Origin of the sequence: Marinobacter sp. F3R11 (assembly GCF_003318275.1) — a bacterium.
Taxonomy (GTDB): Bacteria; Pseudomonadota; Gammaproteobacteria; order Pseudomonadales; family Oleiphilaceae; genus Marinobacter.
The window spans coordinates 414,228-433,715 of record NZ_QOCH01000015.1; the positions used below are offsets into that span (position 1 = coordinate 414,228).

A 19,488-nucleotide genomic window follows, 5' to 3' on the forward strand; every position below is an offset into this window, starting at 1 on the left:
GCGCTATATCCAGTGCCTGCGCCGGAAGAACCAGACCATACCCAGAACTGTCATCACCATCACGCCCCATACCATGGGATAGCCATAATACCAGTTCAGTTCCGGCATAGCCCAAGGACTGTCAGAGTGATTAAAGTTCATCCCATAGACCCCCACTACAAAAGTGAGTGGAATAAAAACCGTTGCAATAATCGTCAGAACCCTCATGGTATCGTTGGTCCGCTGGCTCACACTGGAGAGGTAAAGATCAAGCATGCCTGTGGACATATCGCGGAAGCTTTCAAGTAATTCAATAATCTGAATGCTGTGGCCGTAACAATCCCGGAAATACACCAGTGTATCCATGTGGATCAGTTTGTCCTCGCCCCGCATCAGTGTTGCAACAAGATCTCGCTGGGGCCAGAGCACCCTTCGCAATGTCAGGAGTTCCCGTTTCAGCTTATGCAATGACGACAAGGTGTCCTGATCCGGGCTATCCAGCAAGTCTTCCTCAAGAGCTTCGAGCTGGGCACCGAATTGTTCCAGTACCGGGAAACCGGCATCAATGATGAAATCCATCAGGGCATAAAGCAGGTAATCGATACCGCGGTTTGAGAAGTGACGGTTGCCGGGTTGTCGCATGCGCTTGCGTATCGGTTCAAAAGGATCTTCCGCCAAGGGACAAAAACAGATCAGATAATTTTCGCCAACGAACAGGCTAACCTGAACCAACTCCAGGTTCCGGCCATCGTATGCAGGCAGTGCCGCGACAATAAAAACCTGATCATCATACACTTCGGTTTTGGGGCGCTGACCACGGTTGATGACATCTTCCAGCGCCAGATCGTGGAGATCGAACATCTCACCAAAACCATTTAGTGTGTCCGCATCAACATGCCCATTCACCTGAATCCAGGTTTTGGTTTCGCGGGCCAGAAACTTCTGACAGTCACGCGCTGACGCAAGGCGGTGCTCCTCAATCCGGGAGTCCGTATAATCAATCAACTGTATCGTAACCGGTGTTACAGGTTTTTGATTGGCCACCAGAGTTCCGGGTGCCGTGCCAGGGCGATGATAGTGGTTGTCAAAAAAAGCCATAACTCATTCTCCGGGCAGGAAACAGTTGTTCAGTGGCGTAACTTCTCACTCTCGACAGAGCTTAACCGGGCAGTACACAGTCAATCACAGCCTCTTCCAGATACTCAAGTGCATGCTTGTCAGCACTGATGCATTCGAGACGACTATCAAGGCTGTTCTCCAGCTCCGTTTCCGAGAGCACATTATCCGCTTTGTCATAGGCAATGACACCCTGATCGGTTCTGAACACGCCTTTGATGCGCTCGGCGTCCGCACCTGTCAGCAGCGCCGAAAGCCTGTGCGCATCGAAAACCCAGTCCGCGCTGAACACCCAGCCCTGGCTGTAAAAGCCCTCATTTTTATTACCAACGTCAAGATAACCTTGTGCCGGGACGTCGATCTTTCTGACAAAGGAGAGGGGACGGCCGGAATCATTACGGGGGCCGGAAAGATTGTGATCACCGGGTGAAGCATCTAGCCAGCCAGGCTCCAGCTCACCCCAGCTCACCTGAAAAACTGATTTGTTTCCGGCATTCAATGCCCTGTCCAGATAATCCAATAACGCTGGAAAATCGGCAGATTGATACTGCTCAGCTTTGTTAGCCACGATAATATCAGCGACACTCAACTGCTGGTTAAATGTTGTGTGGTTTACATACCGGTGATCATGAATTTTCCGGGCATCAACCAGAGTTATTGTTGCACGCAGATCCAGTATTTCCCGATAGTGCTCTGAGCCCAGCACCTCCAGCACCTCTTTGGGATGGCCCAGACCAGTAGGCTCAATAAGCAGACGATCCGGCCTCGCACTTGCAATCAGCATATTCAGAGCAACCTGCATAGGCAAGCCGGCTGCGCAACACATACAGCCACCGGGCACCTCTCGAATGAATACCCCCTGTTGCCCGCTTTCGTGGCCGGCAAAAATACTGCCATCTATACCCACTTCGCCGAACTCATTGACCAGCACCGCCCATCGCTCTGCCTCAGGCTTGTGTTTCAGAAGATGCAAAAGGGCCGTGGTTTTTCCGACACCCAGAAAACCGGTAATGATATTGGTTGGAATCGCTTTAGAGACAGGCATTAAAGAAACGTTCTCTCGTAACATTGATTGAAGATCCGGGCACAGGCACCATTATAGAGTACGTTGCGCCCCCGGCGAGTGACATGTGTGAGATCAGAAGATCCCGTCCGGTAGGGCTATAGATCATGATTGCGAACAGAAACGAGGCACTATGGAGTTCACCTTTCTGGGCACCTCTGCCGGAACACCGACACGGTCGCGCAACGTAAGCGCTCTGGCTTTATCGCTTTCCGGACACAAAGCCTGGTACCTGGTGGACTGTGGCGAAGGCACACAACACCAGCTGTTACGCACCCGGTACTCGGTAATGCAGCTGCGAGCGATCTTCATCACCCATATACACGGTGACCACACCTTTGGTCTTCCAGGGCTGCTCACCAGTGCGTCCATGCTTGGGCGCACCGAAACCCTGGACATCATCGCCCCGGCCCTGACATGGAAGTTTATCAACACAACGCTTGCAACCAGCGACTCCAGCCTCGGCTACAAACTCAACTTCATCGATTCCGAAGCCCCGGATTTCTGCTGGCAGGATAATCATTTTGGCGTGACAAACGTAGCTTTATCCCACCGGGTACCCTGCCGGGCGTATGTATTTACTGAAAGAAATATCGAGCGACAACTTTTGCAGGACCGGCTGAGACAGGATGGGATTGAAGCCGGACCCTGCTGGGGCGAATTACAAAAAGGCAAGGACGTAACACTGGAAAATGGCCATTTACTGAGAAGTGACGATTACACCCGGATAACCCGTAAGGCCCGCCGCCTGATCATCGCCGGCGACAATGATGACCCAGCTCTGCTGACGGACGCCTGTAATGGCACCCACCTTTTGATTCACGAAGCCACCTACACCCAGGAAGTTGCCGACCGGGTTGGCCCCTGGCCCCAACACAGCTCCGCTGAGCAAGTAGCAAGGTTTGCCAAACAGGCACGACTACCCAACCTGATACTTACCCATTTCAGCTCCCGCTATCAGTCCGCGCCAGGTAGCACTCCCAGCATCAACCAGTTGGCAGCAGAAGCAATGCAGCATTACCAGGGCCAGTTATTTCTGGCTCGCGATTTTGACACCTACCGGCTGGACAAGAGCCTGTCACTGAACCGCCTGAGCCCGGATAACCCTGCACACAACGAACTTTCGGGGGCCAGTTAATCGAAACACCGGCAACCTGGCCCTGGCGTCTCGGTTTCCCGCACTTTCATTATCCCATTGAATCCCCATATATTATTAGGATACTAACTCTCGACCCAGCAGGATCTAAAATGAACGACATTCTAAAAAAATTCCTTTTTGTTTCAAGCATTTATCTTTTAGCGCCTGCTGCTGGAGCTTTCAGTCTGGATAGCGCGCTGTCCAGCGGCACACAAGCACTCACCTCAACAACAGAAGTCACCGGTGAAGCCCAGCAACTGCTGGGGCAGCTTGAAGGCCAACTCGGTGTCACTGAAACCCAGGCAATTGGCGGGACCAGTGCATTGCTGCAACTGGCCCAAAGTGAACTTGGCACAGACGCCATGAGCTCACTCACCAGCAACGCTTCAGGCCTGTCCAGCCTGCTGGGAGGAGGCAGCAGTCTCACTGGAAGCGTACTTTCCAATATTTCATCTATGAGCGGAGTAACATCGGCTTTCTCTGCGTTGGGCATGGATAGTTCCATGATCCAGCAATTCGTACCGATTGTTATGAGTTTCCTGGGAGACCAGGGTGTTGGCTCTTCCTTGCTAGGCCAGTTGCAGGGCCTTTGGACGCCAGCCGACTGAGCTTGCGCACATTACAGAACGAGCGCTGTGGCACGATCAACATTGACGAATCACCCTGCGGCATGCCTGAATATAAGGCATATCAATGGGCGGAGGAACGGATATGAAGTGGATCGTACTGATCATTATTTGTGCCGCAGTAGCTTTCTGGCTTTATCAGGGCCGTCGCAAGAACAGCATTGAAGACCCTGATATGAAGACCATTGAGGAGAAAGATTACTACCTCACACCGGATGATACCCCGTCCGATGATTCGTCCTCATCGGGTGACAACAACCCGCGTCACTGAGCCATTCCCTGCCCCGGCTGTACTGGAATAAAAATCAGACAACATAGTTCTCACCCTGTTCAAAGCGAGTCCGCACCCAAGTGATTTGGGGGTGGGCTGTTGCCAGTTGATAGTGAGGTGAATCCTTAAACGAACGCCAGTCACCCCCCCAGACCAGCCCTCCTTTCGCGTATTCAGCCACAGCATCATAATCGCTCTGACTCGTTGAATAGGATCCGTCTGCTCTGAAAACACCAATGTCCCAGGCAATGCCAAAATTATGATTACTCTGCCCTCCCCGCGCCTTCGTAACAACCGGTCCAGGGTTGCCGTAGCGCCCTTGACGAAAGAGCTGGTTCTGCTCGTAGTAGGTACGGGTTCCAGAGATAATTTTCACATTCACACCCCGGCTCAAGGCCCGCACCATGAACTTGCGGGCCTCCCGCTGGGCGCGGATCGACAGGGATGAAATCATCTGTTCTGTACGGCGGTCAAAGGTGCCAAGCTCGTTCTTCAGCTTTTCGTATTCGATATCAAAAGCGGTTGCAGCAGCCTCGGAGAGGCGACCCCACAATCCATCCAGTGCTCCGCGATAAAAGCCTTCTGACTTCAACAGGCGTTGAAAAAAGAGCACATCCTCGCCAAACAATCTGTCGCTCATTCTGAGCCTCCCAAATGGTTATCAGTGGTAGAGCAATGCCCGACCACAAATTACCACCTTCTCTGGGCTTTACAGCTTAAGGATAGATCATTTTTCAGGCTGGCAAGTCTTAGCCCGCCAGCACGGCTCGCACCTTCTTGCCCAGGTGCCCCATTTCGACACGGCCAAGTACTTTTGGCCGCAACTCGTTCATCACACGCCCCATATCCTGCATACCTACAGCTCCAGTTGAGCTGACTGCTGCACGGATAAGGCCATCCAGTTCTTCCTCAGTGAGCGCGACGGGCATGAATTCTTCAATAATAGCCATTTCCGCCCGCTCCTTGTCGCCCAGTTCCTCACGACCGGCATCGTCGTACTGACGGGCAGAATCCCGGCGTTGCTTGAGCATTTTGTCCAGTACCTTCAGAACATCTTCATCATTCAACTCACGGCGTTCATCAATCTCGATCTGTTTGATCGCGGCCTGAGCCATACGCAATGTAACGAGCCGGTCTTTATCCCTGCTTCGCATCGCGTTTTTTACAGCACTGCTCAGTTGTTCCTTAAGTGATAATTCCGTCATTGTTGAACTCCTGCTCCAAAAGTTATGAGGATTAACCTCGCAATAATCGAAGGGGACAACCACCACTGCCACTATGTATTATCAATCGCTTACTGGCGAGTTCATTAACTCCGGTGATGGTTTGCCAATGTAGTAGCCTTGTGCAAAATCGACGCCCAGTTCCCTCAGCTTAATCAGCGTTACCTCGTCTTCAACGAACTCGGCAATCGTCTTCATACCGAAAGCGTTAACCATATTGGTCAGGCTTTCAACAAACACCTGATTATCCGGATTCTTGTCCAGGTCCAGAATGTATGAACCATCGAGTTTGACATAGCTGAGAGGCAGCTTTTTGAGGTAACTGAACGATGAGAAGCCAACACCAAAGTCATCCAGAGCAACCATGACCCCCATGGCATCGATTTCTTCCAGATTCGACAGAACCATCTGGAAATTTTCAATATAGGCAGTTTCTGTCAACTCCAGAATCAGCTGACTGGGTGAGATGCGATATTTACTAATCAGTTCAGCCAGTCTCGCCGGCAAATCTGCAGACTGCAGCGTTGGTGCAGACACGTTAACAGCAAAACAAACCGGGCAGCCCCTGGCATTTTCGGAGGCCAACCGCTGGATAGCATGCTCGAGCACCCAGTCATCAATCAGCCGGATCAGCCCCATACGTTCTGCAGTGGGAATAAATTCACCGGGAAAAACCGGATTGCCAGAGTTGTCGTTCAGTCTCAGCAGGACCTCATAATGGGTAATCTCGTTTTCCCTGAGGAACAGAATTGGCTGAAAATGCAGCTGAAACAGGTCATCTTCGGCCAAAGCACATTTCAACAACGCCGTCAGATCGTGATCCCGGCGCAGCCCCTCCAGGTTGCTGTCTTCCGGATCAAAAATCTGCCATTGGTTGACGCCTTTTTTCTTGGCCCGGTACATCGCCATATCCGCATGTACCACCAGTTCCTGCTCGGTGGTGCCGTGGTCAGGAATCAGGGATGCTCCAATACTGACGCTATACTCGGCTGTGCGATTCTCTGCCGGGATAGCAATTTCGCCATTGAGCTGAGTTGAAAGTTTGGCGAGCACGGTCTGAAGCTGGGCCCGCGTAATCCCCGGCAGGATAGCGGTGAATTCGTCACCAGCAAGCCGGCTGATGACGTCGCTGGCTCGTACGCTCGCGGTCAGGGAATTGGCAATCTGGACAAGCACACTGTCACCGACCGCATGGCCATAAAGGTCATTGATCTGTTTGAATCGATTAACATCGATGAAGATGATGGCGCCTCTTTCTTCAGTTTCGAGAACTTTTGCCAAGTTATGCTGAAACGCCCGACGGTTTCCTATGCAGGTTAAAGGATCGTGATTTGCCAGCCACTCCAGCGCTTGTTCGTCCCGTTTACGCTGAGTCAGATCGACACCGGTGGCGAGAACAACAGACTGCCCGTTTTCGTCTTCAACCAGGGAGCACGTCCAGTCTGCGTATACTGTGTGGCCGTGGCCATTGGTAAACTGCGTGTCCAGCTGAATGACATCACGCTTGCCATTTTGCAGGAGTTTGATTTTGTTGTCGTAGTCCGTACAGGCGACGTCTGAATTGAAAATCTGTGAGAATCTGGTAATTGGCCGGCTGAATTCTTTCTCAAAGCTCGAGTTAGTGGTGAGGATGGTGCCGTCTGTAGTGTGGGTGACAATAAACAGATGCGAACTATCGATCAATCGCTCGAGGAAAGCACGGGACCGGGAAATGATGGCAATCTGACCTTTGAGAGAATGATTTTTCTTTTTGACTTCAATATGCAGGGTTTCCAGCTCCTGAGTGACAAATCGCGTACTGTTCTCAAGCAATGTGAGTTCGTCACTGATATAACCCTGATGACTCCGTATCTTCTGCTGCGCTTTCTCATACTCATGCTTTGGTAACAGATTAAGTGCCTCAACAACTGCAATCAGTCGTCTCAGGGGACTCAGTATCAGCATGACAAGAAGGGCTTCGGCAATGACCAGTGCCATCACCCCCGTCAACAAGCTCGCTGTTACAGAACTGACCAGATTATTGTATTCAGGGGTTTCGTCGATAATAGCTACGAAGTGTGGGACAGCACCTATGGTTTTGAAGCGGGTCAGGTCAAGCCTGTTGAAAAGAAGCCTTCGGGATTCATACTCAAAGGCCTGGTCACTACTGAGAGTGTCGAATGGCACTATTGCTTCAATTCCCTGGAGCTGGGCAAAGGTCTTTGGGAAGTTACTTGCGGCCCACACCCGTTTGTTCCAGTTGCCAAGCGAACGCTCATTCTCCGTATCGCTGCTGTATCTATCCAGATCGTCGAGAAGAATGGCCAGCTCGTCGGAGGATATCTGCTGAAACTGCTGGATTACGTCGGCAATGTTCTGGCCAATCACCATCACAGCTTCTGCGCCATTGCCCAAAACAAACGGCTCAATAACAAACTGGGAGCAGCCAAAACCGCAGTAAAGAAAAGATTGGGGCATTCCTGGATCGCTCGCTTGCACGAGTTGCTCGGTTGCCTGAATCAAGGCGCCCGGGTCCTGGAAAAACACCGGATTCATTGCTATACCCAATCGGTTTCCCGCTGCCGAATAGACCGCAAGGTAATCCACTCCGGTATTAATATTGAGCCTGAACCACTCGCGCTGGAGAAAACTGTTCATCTCCTCCTGCTGATGATTCTTATCGGCCGTCTGAATCCGCGGGCTCTCTGCGATCAGCTGGGCAAGTTGTGACAGACGGAGTACGTTTTCCTCCAACTGCCAATCAATTACGCGCTCTTGTTGCAGATGAAGATCTGTTACCCGATCTTCATAGTGATCGAGTGTTTTGAAAACTTGCTGGGCAACCCAGGCTGCAATAATGACAACCAGTACCAGGCTGAGAAATACGACAGCCTTCCATTTGATACTAACAAACATCGCTGTGCGCCCGCGCCGTTAAAACTGAAAGGTCAGCGAGACGACATAATAATTCCAGTGTTTGTCTATGCTATCGTTTTCCATACCTTTGTAGCTGGGCAGCCAGGCACTGCCCTCATTGAAACTGGCCTGACCTGTGACTGTCCAACGCGGATAGAACATCCACTTACCCCCCAGACTCCAGCCTTTACCATACCCCCGGTGGGGATTGCTGGCCGAAGCTATCATATCTCCTCCGGAACGATTGCTTTTATCAAGATAGAGTTCTTCGTAACGGGCAAACCATGAAGTAGAAACCGTCGGAAGCCATTCAACCTGCAGATAATAGGCTTCGGTGGTCGTGCTCTGGTTGCGGGACACGCCTGCGACCTGGAGTTCGAGGTCTGTGAACAGGTTCATGTACTCTGCCGTTATTACCCAGTCGTCGTAGCTGTACTGGGCGGAGAGAATGGCAAACAGAATATCAATCCTCGTCCCTGTGACGTAGTTTTGTGGATTCGCGACAACATCTGCAGGACCCGCAATAAACAAAGCCATCTGCGCGTCTGTAACGCTCATGGGGTTGTCCAGATCCAAGCTCGCGTCCAGCAAACTTAAACCAAACTTCACACCCCTATGGGCTGCAGGCACGAAATTCAGATTCAGACCTTGCAGTGCGATTTCATCAAACTCGCCCTCGCCTACAGGGACCCCGAACAGGTAGTACTCGACACGCTCACTTTCTACGCTCTTCCGCCCTGCGAAGAGTTCCCAGTTCAGTTGATTGTCCTGGAACAACAGGGAGCCATAGAGGTTGATCCCATCAGTAGAAAGAATGCTATCCCTGAAAGAATCAAAATAAATTGAATCAGGCACGTTAAAGCCAGGCCGTGCGGACGGTATGTCACGGGTGGCGTTATAGAAGCCCACATTATTTTTGACACGACCGAGACGAACACCGGCGGTTACGTCCATATCACTGTAATAAAGGTAATCGGCAAGCAGGAAATCAATCCGTGCATTACCGTCGTCGGTCTCGTCCCGTTGCCGGCTGATGACCTGCCCTGCCAGGCGAAACTCCGGCGATATCTCGGTAAAGCCGTTAAGACCGAGCTCACGGAATTTGAAGGAGCCATCCAGGGACTCTGTTCCCGAGTATGGATTGTCCGGACTGTACAGATACGACTGGTTCACGAACCCATGGAGTTCAGACGAATTTCCCAGTTCGAGTGCAGTTGCGGGCGCCATTATCATTGCGGCGGTGAGACCCAGGACTGTCGAGGAGAGTTTTCTCATTGTTCCTTATCTCCCAGGGTCACAATGTTTCCAGTGGGGTAATCTGCGGAGGTATATCCGATAGCACCAGGTGTGCTTTGAATCATTTCAACCATTTCAGCCTGAGACTTGACGACAGCTGGTGCCTTGCCCGTTCCGGTAAAAAGCATCCGGTTCCATATGCGATCGAGTTGGTGAGCCTGAATGTGCAGCCGGTTAACGACGAACTCCCGGTGAAGCTCATTGTCGCTTGGCAGAGTAAAGACCTGGATAGCGAGTCCGTTTGGCCACTTACGGATTTGCATCGCAAAAATCTGGCTCAGATAGGCAGAATCGAGCCTGGTGATTTCCGCATCATCGTTGAGTATGACTTTTGGTGCCGAAAGGAGAGGCAGGGAAAAGAAAAACAGTGCGGCAAGCACGAGTACTCTGCCCCCTGCTTTCAAGTAACCGCAGTTAGCTCTATCCATATAACCCGTTCGTTTCCCTATGTACCTGAGGTGGCGACATCAAACAACAACCACGACTACGTTTACTGCGGCGGGACTAATACTAGCCGATTTCATAACCAAAAGTTAATTTTTTATGTTTCAATTTGTTGGGTTTTTAACCACATGACTGTTCCGGCTCAATAGCCTCGGCGCAGGCATGCCAAAGTATTCTCCCTGGGAGAAATCAATACCCAGCTCCACAACTCGTTCCTGCACCGCTTCGCTATGTACATACTCCGCCACGGTCTTGATCCCCAGGCTCCGGGCAAACTGCACAATACCTTTTGTCACCAGAAACGCCGTGTGGTCCTGCGCCAGGTAGCGAATCAGGCTACCGTCTATCTTGATGAAATCCACATTGAGCTTGCGTAGATGGGAAAAATTGGAATATCCGGTACCGAAGTCATCAATGGCGATCCGGCATCCAAAGGATTTCACTTTATCGATAAAGTGCAAAACATCGCCGTAACTGCCGATACTATCGGATTCGAGAATCTCGAAGATCACCCGTTCGCCAACATTACCCGCCTGCAGGTGTTCCAGGATCAGAGCAAGGGTTTCCGGATCAGTGATGTCTACATAGGACAGGTTAATGGAAAACTCGTAAGGCTCGGTGGCAAATGCGGCAAACGCCTTTTCCACCATTATCCGGGTGATCTGACGGTTAAGCCGGAGTTTATTCGCCACTTCAATAAACTGCCCTGCTGCGATCGCGCCGTGCTGGGGATCTTCCATTCGCACCAGGCACTCGTACTTGGTAAATGAGCCCCTCGAATTATCGTGAATCGGTTGAAAGTAAGGAGTCAGTGAATCAGTTTCGATGGCCCTCTTCAGGCGTTGCGCCCAATAGATATTTTTCTCGTAGCCTTTTTCAACTTCCTGGCTCTGGTCATAAAACAGGTACTGACGCATCTGATCCCGAGCCTGCAAAACAGCAATAGTTGCGTGGTTCAGCAGGCGATCCGGTGCGGCGTCGTCCTTTCGTTCTCTCTGGAAGGCAATACCTGCGCTGGTATCCAGGCTTAACGCCTGCTGCTGCCAGACAACCTTTTGGCCACACAGGTAGTTGGTCAGTTCACTGGCAAACGTGCGCACGCGGGACTCAGCAACACCCGGCCCCAGAAGGGCAAATTCGTCACTGGACAGCCGATAAAGTTCAGGAGGCTGGCCAAAGGGATGGGAATGGGTGCCCAAAAATGAACGTACGTACTTGCGCATGGCCAGCAGCACGGCATCACCACATTCGTTGCCAAACAGACTATTAATTTCCTTGAAACGGTCCAGGTTCAGCAGGATGAGGCAGGCGTCCTGCCGGTCTTTCAAATCTCTCAATAAACGCACACGATTTGGCAGACCGGTCAGGACATCCGTGTAGGAAGCCTGCAATTCACGCATGAGCTGTATGATCCGATAAAGCAGGTAAAGGCTCAGCACCAATAAAACCGACCCTGTTATCAACAGTATCCGGTAGTTGGTATCGCGCATAGGCACCAATACCCTGTCGATCTCATCCTTCGGAACCCCTGCGCCATAGACCATACCTGCAGGTGTTGTGGCGTAATACAACTCATAGAGCCGCCCCCCGACATCAAGCTGTCGGGTACGCATACGTTTTTCAGTGGGAATGCTATCACCCGTCACTGACGGCATTTTCGGAGCTTTTCCGGAAAGCTTCGCTGCCAGAATCGCATCGATAAGCTTCTGCTCCTGAACCGGATCTTCGTTCTGACTGAGGCTGGACAGGTTCCGGTTGTTGCGGTCATTGAGAAACGCAAAACTGTTTGGCGTGACTTCCATGCGACTGACCAGGTCAACAACCTGATCCGAAGCCCAATCAATAGTCGCTATGCCTATGACCTTACCCTCAGCACTGATCACCGGCTGAGCAAGCGTGAGAACTGCACGCTCGGTTGCCATGTCAAAGTACACGGGTGACCAGTAGACAGACACGCCTGATACCGGTTCACTGGCGCCACCTCTTCCCAGAGTCAGATCAAACCAGCGTGTTTGCCGGAAATCAGTTGATCGTGACTGTATTCTGGGGCCGTCCGTTCCGGTGTTGACCAGATAGGGCGCATAGCGTTCAGCGGATGGCGCAACAATGCCTGGTTCAAACCAGAGACCGGCGCCAGAGACGCTTGTCTCACCTTCAAGAAGGCTTTTCAGTGTTTTTTCAAGTTGGTTCTGCAGTTGATGCTGGGCTGCTGCCGAATCCGGCTGTACCCGCGACAAGCGGTAGAATGTTTCACCCATAGCTGCAAGGGTTGCCACCTCGCGTTCCAGCGCCACCTGGTGGGCATCAATACGAACCAGTCCGGTGAAAAAAACATCCCTGATCTGCTCCCGGCGCAACTCATACATCGCCCGTTGGGAGTAGCTCAGGTTTAAATGGGACAGCAGGATCATGCCAATAGCAAAAAGGGCAACCAGCAGGAGGAGCAACCCCATAATGGAGTGCATGGCATAGCTGCTTCTCCAGAAACCCAGATGTGGCCGTGTCCACCCGGACAGGGCTGACCAGAGCTTACGTTTAATTGGCATTCGCGCCCGCAGAGGATGAAACCAGATTATCGAGAGCATCCTGAGCACCGGCATGACCGAGTTCGGCAGAAGTCAGGAACCACTTGGCAGCCTTGCTCTTGTCCTGTGCTACACCGGCTCCCTGAGCGTACATTTCGCCCAGCAGATATGCGGCCTGTCCGGATTCAGGCGCGGCTTTAAGGGCCCAGCGATAGGCGGATTCATGATCCCCCAGAGCGTTCTGAATCTGGGCCATGCTTGCCTGCGCCCCCGCAACGCCACTTTCAGCAAGACCGCGACAGGCTTCGAGAGCACCGCTGAAGTTGCGAATCCGGGTGAGCAGGTAGCAGTCATTCAACTGGCCGGACACGGCCAGGTTTTCATCATGCCCCCCGCTTTCACCCTTCAGGGATTCACTGGCGGCCGGCCGGGAGGGTTCTGGTGCCTGTGCCCTGGGCATGGCTTCAAGGCGCGCCTCATAGGCTGCTACATCCTGCGGACAGGAAAAGCTGTACCCCCGACGATAGGATTCCAGACCTGTTTCGGTAATTTCATCTGCGTTATAACGCCGGGCGATAGCAGCACAGCGGGATTCACGCTCCTCCCTGACTTTTTCAAGCTGGGCTGTCCGGGCGGGATCACCTGCGTAGCGATGGAGATACTCAGTTAGCGGATCAATATATGGCTGATCAAAAAGCGGTTTGATTTCCTGATCAAGATCCGCAGCAGGAACCTTTTGTCCGATTTTACTCAGCGCCTCACCTGTGCGACTCAGAACGTCACTGGTCTTTAAATTACCACAGCCTGCAATCAGCAGCGCGCTCATCATAATGACAGGCAATCGATACATCAGGTTCACCAGAAAATTCCAAGGGTTGCGAATACTGCTTGGGAAAACAGCCCAGATGTGATGAACTCTAATCCACCTCTTCCCTTATGTCCCTGACGACATTGTAACCTAATGAAACCCTGTCAGATGAGATAGCAATCACTATGCTGAAACTCAACCTTTTACCCTGCGATGCACTCGACGGGTAACGCCGGTGAACAGCGTATAAGAGATGGTGTCGCACCAGGGTGCCACTTCGTTTGCCAGCAGGTTTTCACCCCAGAACTCCACAGAGGAACCCCGGCCGGCATTGATACCGGTCAGATCCACTGTCAGCATATCCATGGATACCCGGCCGATGATGCGGGTGCGCTGGCCGTTGACCAGCACCGGAGTACCGTTTCTGGCCTGACGGGGATAACCATCTGCATAACCCATGGCCACGGTACCAACGCGGGTTGGCTCATCGCAGGTCCAGGTACCGTTGTAACCTATGGCATCACCGGGGTTCAGGTTGTGCACTGCGATTACTTCCGAGGTCAGGGTCATGGCTGGTTTCAGCTGAGCCTGCACATCCGGCTCACCGGCAAAGGGCGAGGCCCCGTACAGAATGATGCCCGGTCGCTGCCAGTCGTGGTGAGCTCCGGAATGCTTCATGGTAGCCGCCGAATTGGCAAAGCTCATGGCCGACGGACATTCCCGGTTAACGCTGTCGTAGATTTCCATCTGATGCTGTGTCACCGGACTACCCATATCATCCGCAGAGGTAAAGTGGCTCAGCATGGTAACGCTGTTAACCTGGTGCATGGCCTCAAGACGCCAGTATGCCGCCTTGTATTCTTCCGGGCTGAAGCCCAGACGATGCATTCCAGTGTCCAGTTTGAGCCAGACATTCACCGGCACCGCCAGATGCGATGCCGCAATGGCCTCCAACTGAAACTCATTGTGCACCGCCGTCCAGATATTGTGGCGGCAGATATAGTCCAGCTCATCGACGGTGAAGAAGCCTTCCAGCAGGACAATGGGCTTGAGAATGCCCCCTTCACGAAGCTCCACTGCCTCTTCAATACAGGCAACGGCAAAACCGTCTGCCTCAGCTTCCAGTTTTTTCGCCACCTCAATGGCACCATGGCCATAGGCATTGGCTTTGACCACCGCAAGAGCTTTCTGCTCAGGCGCCTGGGATTTTGCGACCCGGTAGTTATGGGCTATAGCATCCAGATCTATAGTTACGGTTGCTGCTCTGGCCATGATTCAGCCTCAGTGGTATCTGGCAACAGACAGGCCGTCCGGACTGATGTCCGGTTTCCTGCCGTTAACCATGTCGGCGATGTATTTTGAGGTACCCAGTGACATGGTCCAGCCCAGGGTGCCGTGGCCACTGTTGAGGATCAGATTGTCGTATCTGGTTTCACCCAGAATAGGCACGCTGTCCGGTGTCATGGGGCGCAGGCCGGTCCAGAACTCGGCACCGTCCACATCTCCGGCTCCCGGGAACAGGTCCTTGACAGAGAATTCAATGGCACCCCGGCGCCTGGGATTCAGTTCCTTGTTGAAGTTGGCGATTTCCGCAATACCGCCAACCCGGATACGGTCATCAAAACGGGTCACGGCAACCTTGTATTTCTGGTCCATAACCGTGGAAACGGGCGCCTTGCTTTCATCAAGGATCGGCATGGTCAGGGAGTATCCCTTGAGCGGGTAGATCGGCAGATTGATCCCGATTCTGTCCAGCAGATGGGGCGCATAGCTGCCCAGTGCCACCACATACTTGTCGGCCTTGAGCTCACCGGCTGTGGTTTTCAGCGAGGTGACCTTGCCCTTGCTGGTTTCGATGGCCTGGATTTCAGTTTCCATCATAAACCTCACACCCAGCTTCTTGCACTCCTCCGCCAGGCCTTTGGTGAACTTGTGGCAATCACCGGTACCGTCGCCGGGCAGATACAGGCCGCCGACGATTTTTTCCTTCACATTAGCCAGGGCCGGCTCGTGCCTGATGCAGGTTTCCACATCCACCATCTCATGGGGCACGTTACAGCGCTGCAGAATAGCCACATCACTGGCGGCACCGTCCAGCTCCTTCTGGCTGCGGAATACCTCAAGGGTGCCTTTCATGCGCACGTCATAATCCAGACTCAGCTCGCTGTTCAGTTCCCGGAAACATTCGGCGCTGTAACGGGCCACCCGCAGCATACGCTCCTTGTTTACATCGAATGCCTGGGGCGTGCACTGGGCCAGCATTTTCATCATCCAGCCAATGGTTCTGGCATCGAAATCCCGGACGTTGAAATAGAGGGGTGAAATGTCCTGCATCATCCACTTGACGGCCTTCACCGGCACACCCGGAGCGCCCCAGGGGGTGGAGTAGTCGAAAGACAGCATGCCGGCGTTGGCATAACTGGTTTCAGTGGCCGGAGTGTCCAGCCGGTCAACCACGGTAACTTCATTGCCCGCCTTGGCCAGATACCATGCGGTAGTCACCCCGATAACGCCGCTGCCCAATACCAGAACTTTCATAAACAGCCCCTCAATGACGGTGGTAGCAATTAATTTGATATCCCCAGTCTATTATCAAATAGCCAGAGGAAAGCTTTGATTTTTTAATTTTTGCAGGGTAAAAACCTAAATATTCTATTCAATCCAGTGGAAACATTTACCATGCCAGACAACAGAAAGCGCCCTCTCGACAAACTGGACATCAGCATCCTCAGAACCCTGCAAAAGGATGGACGGATCAGCTACGTGGATCTCGCCGACAAGGTGGGCCTTAGCTCAACACCCTGCATTGAACGGGTACGGCGACTGGAAAAAGAAGGCTATATTGAGGGCTATCACGCCCGACTGAATCCCGAACTACTCGGGTACAACATGCTGGTATTCGTGGAGATTTCCCTTTCGTACCAGTCGCCGGACTCCTTCAAGAAATTCAGTGAAGCCGTGGAAACACTGCCCTATATTCTGGAATGCCATCTGGTGTCCGGAGATTCCGACTATCTGATCAAGGCACGGATCAGGGGGATTTCCGAGTATCGTGCTTTACTTGGAGACATGCTGCTGACTCTCCCCGGGGTCAAGAATTCAAAGAGCTATATCGTGATGGAAGAGCTGAAAGAAAGCCTGTCATTACCACTGGATCAGAACGCCATACAGCCCTGACTTCCACTGACAAGGGGCACCTTGTGGTGCCCCACGTGAACCCGGATTCCGGCTATTTGCCTTTCCAGGGCACCAGCTTCCGCTCTGCATAACGCATCAGCATGTCAAACAGATAGGCGATTATGCCGATGACGACTATCCCCATGATGACCACATCGGTAACGAGAAATTCAGCAGCATTCAGCACCATGAATCCCAGGCCTGCCTGGGCGGCTACCATTTCCGCAGCTACCAGAGTTGTCCACCCGAATCCAACACCAATACGCATGCCGGTAAGAATTTCCGGTAGAGCGCTCTTCAGAATGATGTAACGGATCACCTGCCATCGTGACGCACCCATCGAGTAGGCAGCATGAATCTGTTCGATGGCCACTGAACGAACACCCGCCCGGGCACTCAGCGCCATGGGCGCAAAGATTGCCATATAGATCAGCACGATTTTTGACACCTCGCCGATTCCGAGCCAGATGATTACCAGCGGCAAATAAGCCAGCGGCGGCAATGGCCGGTAAAACTCGATGATCGGGTCAAACAGGCCCCGGGCAACCCGGTTGACGCCCATCAGAATACCGATAGGAATGGCGGTTACCATTGCCAGGGCAAAGGCACCGAACACCCGGTACATGCTCCACCCTGTGTGTTCCAGTAACGAGGCACCGGCAAAACCGTCGGTCAGTATTTCCCAGAACCGCTCTACCACAGCAACGGGTGAAGGCAGAAACAGCGGACTGATCCAGCCGGCTGCAGTGACTGTGTACCAGAGCAGCAACAAAACAGTTGCTGTTACGACACTGATAGCCAGGCTTTTGCCACGCCCCGGAGCTCCATAGGACTCTCCTGGCATAACGGGCCCGGCCGAGAACAGATTCCTGATCCGCTGCGGCAGTGTCGGGGATTTCTTGTCGCGGGGCCGGACTTCCTTGCTGAAGGCAGGAGCGGCCGTTTTTCCCCCGCCCATGGTTGCCTTTGGAGTCAGTGCTTTCGTGGCTATCATCAGTGCAACCCTCCAACCGTTTCGTCTCCGTGGATGATGCTCAGAACCTCTTCACGCATGGTGATAAACTCAGGCATCGACTTCACCTTGCGTGCATCCCGGCACTCCAGAAAACGTTCGTTAAAGTCCAGTCTGAACTCATGGGTAATACGCCCTGGACGGGGGGACATGATGATCAGACGAGAGGCCATAAAGAGGGCTTCTTCGACGCTGTGAGTAATGAAAAACATCATTTTTTGCGTCTCTTTCCATACATCCAGAAGCAGCTCCTGCAACACTTCACGAGTGAGCGCATCCAAAGCCCCCAGAGGCTCATCCAGCAAAAGCATTTTTGGATCGTTGGTCAGGGCGCGGGCGATCCCGACCCGTTGTTGCATCCCGCCGGAAAGCTGATAGACGGGGTGGCGATGAAAATCTTCGAGGCCGACAAGCTTCAGGAAGCGTGCTGCACGCTCCCTGCGTTCTTTCTTGCCAACACCCTGAAGTTTCAGACCGAATTCGGTGTTTTCAACCACGTTCAGCCAGGGCAGCAGGGCATGCTTCTGGAACACAACGCCACGCTCCTTGCCCGGCCCGTCAATTTGATCCTGTAAATCAACGCCACAAGCCACTCGTGGCAGACCGCTGATCTGGCTGTCACCCAGGGTCAGAAAGCCTTCGGTTGGAGAGATAAAACCGGCCATCAGGCTCAGCAGCGTGGTTTTTCCGCAACCGGAAGCCCCCAGGGCAACAACGAACTCACCTGGATCTATGGTGAAGTTAATATCCGATAACGCGCGCACCTGCTCACCGCCGTTCAGGCCAGGATAGACAACTGAGACATCATGAATCTGCAGTTTGCTCATGGAGATAGCTCCTGTATCCGGAAGGTGCCCCCGAGGGGGCACCTGAAAAATATCTTCAGAGTTCCTGCGCCTTTCGGGCATAGGAGGGATTTACAAAAACACTGTAGTCATCCTTCAGAGCAGGAATCTTGCCCTGCGCCTCAAGGAACTCGGACGTAAAGAGCAATGCACGGGCTGCACCACCCTCTTTCCCACACTCCAGCCATGCGCAGGTCAACTGTTCTTCCAGAGGTACAAATTCATACAGCGCCAGCACGTCCAGAACACCTTCAGCCTTGCCTCCGGTCATCTTGGCGATACTCATAACCATAGGTGACTCAGATGTCAGGCTGCCTTTGCTGGTGCGATAGTCTTCATCAGCATCGCTCATCAGCTTGATAACGCGGGCCACGACTTCAGGATTCTGTTCGGCGTACTCCCGGCTGGCGACAATCCCGTCAAATGTGGCTTTGCCCCAGCGACTGAGTTCACCGGAACTGATCAGCACCTGTCCGTCCTGCTTGAGCCTGCCGAGAACAGGATCCCAGATGAAAGCAGCATCAATATCGCCCCGAGTCCAGGCGGCTGATATCGCATTGGGTTGCATGTTCAAGATTTTCAGATCCCCCTCGTCCAGGCCAAACTGCTCCAGAGCAAACAGAGCATGGAAGTGGGTTGTGGAAACAAAAGGTACTCCGAGAGTTTTTCCCTTCAGGTCCTGTGGCGCCAGAATACCGGAGCCATTTCGCACAACCAGAGCCTCGGCTTCATTTATATTCTCCAGAATCCACACCAGCTCGACATCCACACCACGGCTGATAGCCGCCGCTATCGGGCTGGAGCCGGCCGATGCAATATCGATATCGCCGGAAGCCATGGCAGTGATCACTTTGGCGCCAGAATCGAAACGACGCCACTCAATGTCGAGGCCAGTAGCCTGCTCCAGGGCATCACTATCGATAACCGTTTTCCAGGGATTCATCATGCCCTGATATCCGATGGTCAGAGTGTCTGCCGCTGCAGCTGTGCTGAGGATAAGACTTGTTCCGAGGCCTGCCAGCAGATATTTCAGACCTTTGGTAATTGTCACGTTGTGCATAGGTTTCTCC

The 19,488-nt window shown here is 52.8% G+C and carries 18 protein-coding genes; 4 read left to right on the plus strand and 14 right to left on the minus strand.

The annotated features are described in order from the left end of the window. Positions 1–3: 3 nt before the first annotated feature. Both corA and DS878_RS10310 read right to left on the minus strand, forming a co-directional pair. Entirely contained in the window at positions 4–1,077 is a 1,074-nt protein-coding gene (gene corA / locus DS878_RS10305) for a magnesium/cobalt transporter CorA (protein ID WP_113815878.1), read from the minus strand. 61 nt (positions 1,078–1,138) lie between these two features. Next, entirely contained in the window at positions 1,139–2,164 is a 1,026-nt protein-coding gene (locus DS878_RS10310; protein ID WP_113815879.1) for a CobW family GTP-binding protein, read from the minus strand. A 127-nt stretch (positions 2,165–2,291) separates the two neighbouring features. On the opposite strand from DS878_RS10310, the gene DS878_RS10315 reads away from it, so the two are divergent. The 3 genes from DS878_RS10315 (at position 2,292) to DS878_RS10325 (ending at position 4,193) form a co-directional block, all read left to right on the plus strand. Then, a complete protein-coding gene (locus DS878_RS10315; protein ID WP_113815880.1) occupies positions 2,292–3,296 on the plus strand; it encodes a ribonuclease Z in 1,005 nt (334 codons plus the stop codon). Positions 3,297–3,406: 110 nt separating this feature from the next. Then, positions 3,407–3,904 carry a DUF2780 domain-containing protein gene (locus DS878_RS10320; RefSeq protein ID WP_113815881.1) on the plus strand — a complete coding sequence of 166 codons (498 nt, stop codon included), beginning with the start codon at positions 3,407–3,409 and terminating at the stop codon, positions 3,902–3,904. A 103-nt stretch (positions 3,905–4,007) separates the two neighbouring features. Then, positions 4,008–4,193 carry a hypothetical protein gene (locus DS878_RS10325; protein ID WP_113816652.1) on the plus strand — a complete coding sequence of 62 codons (186 nt, stop codon included), beginning with the start codon at positions 4,008–4,010 and terminating at the stop codon, positions 4,191–4,193. A 34-nt stretch (positions 4,194–4,227) separates the two neighbouring features. Here DS878_RS10325 and DS878_RS10330 read toward each other — a convergent pair whose 3' ends face one another. From DS878_RS10330 to DS878_RS10370, 9 genes are all read right to left on the minus strand, one after another. Then, positions 4,228–4,833: a M15 family metallopeptidase gene (locus tag DS878_RS10330; protein WP_113815882.1), complete on the minus strand. Its 606-nt coding sequence runs from the start codon at positions 4,831–4,833 to the stop codon at positions 4,228–4,230. A 109-nt stretch (positions 4,834–4,942) separates the two neighbouring features. After that, positions 4,943–5,398: a GatB/YqeY domain-containing protein gene (locus tag DS878_RS10335; protein WP_113815883.1), complete on the minus strand. Its 456-nt coding sequence runs from the start codon at positions 5,396–5,398 to the stop codon at positions 4,943–4,945. Positions 5,399–5,479: 81 nt separating this feature from the next. Continuing rightward, complete coding sequence (locus DS878_RS10340; RefSeq protein WP_113815884.1) at positions 5,480–8,311, minus strand: EAL domain-containing protein; 2,832 nt, start codon at positions 8,309–8,311, stop codon at positions 5,480–5,482. A gap of 18 nt (positions 8,312–8,329) precedes the next feature. Next, positions 8,330–9,586, minus strand: a complete 1,257-nt coding sequence (locus DS878_RS10345; RefSeq protein WP_113815885.1) for a hypothetical protein — start codon at positions 9,584–9,586, stop codon at positions 8,330–8,332. Further along, positions 9,583–10,035, minus strand: coding sequence for a substrate-binding domain-containing protein (locus DS878_RS10350; RefSeq protein WP_113815886.1), 453 nt, complete (start codon positions 10,033–10,035; stop codon positions 9,583–9,585). The genes DS878_RS10345 and DS878_RS10350 overlap by 4 nt, the downstream gene beginning before the upstream one ends. A 120-nt stretch (positions 10,036–10,155) precedes the next feature. Then, positions 10,156–12,597, minus strand: coding sequence for an EAL domain-containing protein (locus tag DS878_RS10355; protein WP_261977758.1), 2,442 nt, complete (start codon positions 12,595–12,597; stop codon positions 10,156–10,158). Further along, positions 12,587–13,426 (minus strand): tetratricopeptide repeat protein, encoded by an 840-nt coding sequence (locus tag DS878_RS10360; protein ID WP_113815887.1) that lies wholly within the window; start codon positions 13,424–13,426, stop codon positions 12,587–12,589. Before DS878_RS10360 ends, DS878_RS10355 begins: the two co-directional genes overlap by 11 nt. A 153-nt stretch (positions 13,427–13,579) precedes the next feature. Next, a complete protein-coding gene (gene alr / locus DS878_RS10365) occupies positions 13,580–14,656 on the minus strand; it encodes an alanine racemase (protein WP_113815888.1) in 1,077 nt (358 codons plus the stop codon). Positions 14,657–14,665: 9 nt separating this feature from the next. Continuing rightward, on the minus strand, positions 14,666–15,922 hold the full coding sequence (locus tag DS878_RS10370; RefSeq protein ID WP_113815889.1) for a D-amino acid dehydrogenase: 1,257 nt from the start codon (positions 15,920–15,922) through the stop codon (positions 14,666–14,668). A gap of 141 nt (positions 15,923–16,063) precedes the next feature. On the opposite strand from DS878_RS10370, the gene DS878_RS10375 reads away from it, so the two are divergent. Beyond that, a complete protein-coding gene (locus tag DS878_RS10375) occupies positions 16,064–16,561 on the plus strand; it encodes a winged helix-turn-helix transcriptional regulator (RefSeq protein WP_113815890.1) in 498 nt (165 codons plus the stop codon). Positions 16,562–16,613: 52 nt separating this feature from the next. Here the strand turns inward: DS878_RS10375 and DS878_RS10380 are convergent, their stop codons facing one another. Genes DS878_RS10380 through tauA form a run of 3 tightly spaced genes read right to left on the minus strand, consistent with a single transcriptional unit; the run spans position 16,614 to position 19,478 of the window. Next, complete coding sequence (locus DS878_RS10380) at positions 16,614–17,555, minus strand: ABC transporter permease subunit (RefSeq protein ID WP_222837455.1); 942 nt, start codon at positions 17,553–17,555, stop codon at positions 16,614–16,616. Next, positions 17,555–18,400, minus strand: a complete 846-nt coding sequence (locus tag DS878_RS10385) for a taurine ABC transporter ATP-binding protein (RefSeq protein ID WP_113815891.1) — start codon at positions 18,398–18,400, stop codon at positions 17,555–17,557. The genes DS878_RS10380 and DS878_RS10385 overlap by 1 nt, the downstream gene beginning before the upstream one ends. Before the next feature lie 55 nt (positions 18,401–18,455). Next, on the minus strand, positions 18,456–19,478 hold the full coding sequence (gene tauA / locus DS878_RS10390) for a taurine ABC transporter substrate-binding protein (protein ID WP_113815892.1): 1,023 nt from the start codon (positions 19,476–19,478) through the stop codon (positions 18,456–18,458). Between the last annotated feature and the right edge of the window lie 10 nt (positions 19,479–19,488).

Bases quoted from the DNA above. Each gene is read 5' to 3' on its own strand.
- DS878_RS10335 (WP_113815883.1), bottom strand. From the start codon at position 5,398: ATGACGGAATTATCACTTAAGGAACAACTGAGCAGTGCTGTAAAAAAC.
- alr (WP_113815888.1), bottom strand. From the start codon at position 14,656: ATGGCCAGAGCAGCAACCGTAACTATAGATCTGGATGCTATAGCCCAT.
- DS878_RS10310 (WP_113815879.1), bottom strand. From the start codon at position 2,164: ATGTTACGAGAGAACGTTTCTTTAATGCCTGTCTCTAAAGCGATTCCA.
- DS878_RS10345 (WP_113815885.1), bottom strand. From the start codon at position 9,586: ATGAGAAAACTCTCCTCGACAGTCCTGGGTCTCACCGCCGCAATGATA.
- DS878_RS10375 (WP_113815890.1), top strand. From the start codon at position 16,064: ATGCCAGACAACAGAAAGCGCCCTCTCGACAAACTGGACATCAGCATC.
- DS878_RS10350 (WP_113815886.1), bottom strand. From the start codon at position 10,035: ATGGATAGAGCTAACTGCGGTTACTTGAAAGCAGGGGGCAGAGTACTC.
- DS878_RS10325 (WP_113816652.1), top strand. From the start codon at position 4,008: ATGAAGTGGATCGTACTGATCATTATTTGTGCCGCAGTAGCTTTCTGG.
- DS878_RS10315 (WP_113815880.1), top strand. From the start codon at position 2,292: ATGGAGTTCACCTTTCTGGGCACCTCTGCCGGAACACCGACACGGTCG.
- DS878_RS10330 (WP_113815882.1), bottom strand. From the start codon at position 4,833: ATGAGCGACAGATTGTTTGGCGAGGATGTGCTCTTTTTTCAACGCCTG.
- corA (WP_113815878.1), bottom strand. From the start codon at position 1,077: ATGGCTTTTTTTGACAACCACTATCATCGCCCTGGCACGGCACCCGGA.
- DS878_RS10320 (WP_113815881.1), top strand. From the start codon at position 3,407: ATGAACGACATTCTAAAAAAATTCCTTTTTGTTTCAAGCATTTATCTT.
- DS878_RS10360 (WP_113815887.1), bottom strand. From the start codon at position 13,426: ATGTATCGATTGCCTGTCATTATGATGAGCGCGCTGCTGATTGCAGGC.
- DS878_RS10385 (WP_113815891.1), bottom strand. From the start codon at position 18,400: ATGAGCAAACTGCAGATTCATGATGTCTCAGTTGTCTATCCTGGCCTG.
- DS878_RS10380 (WP_222837455.1), bottom strand. From the start codon at position 17,555: ATGATAGCCACGAAAGCACTGACTCCAAAGGCAACCATGGGCGGGGGA.
- DS878_RS10370 (WP_113815889.1), bottom strand. From the start codon at position 15,922: ATGAAAGTTCTGGTATTGGGCAGCGGCGTTATCGGGGTGACTACCGCA.
- DS878_RS10340 (WP_113815884.1), bottom strand. From the start codon at position 8,311: ATGTTTGTTAGTATCAAATGGAAGGCTGTCGTATTTCTCAGCCTGGTA.
- tauA (WP_113815892.1), bottom strand. From the start codon at position 19,478: ATGCACAACGTGACAATTACCAAAGGTCTGAAATATCTGCTGGCAGGC.
- DS878_RS10355 (WP_261977758.1), bottom strand. From the start codon at position 12,597: ATGCCAATTAAACGTAAGCTCTGGTCAGCCCTGTCCGGGTGGACACGG.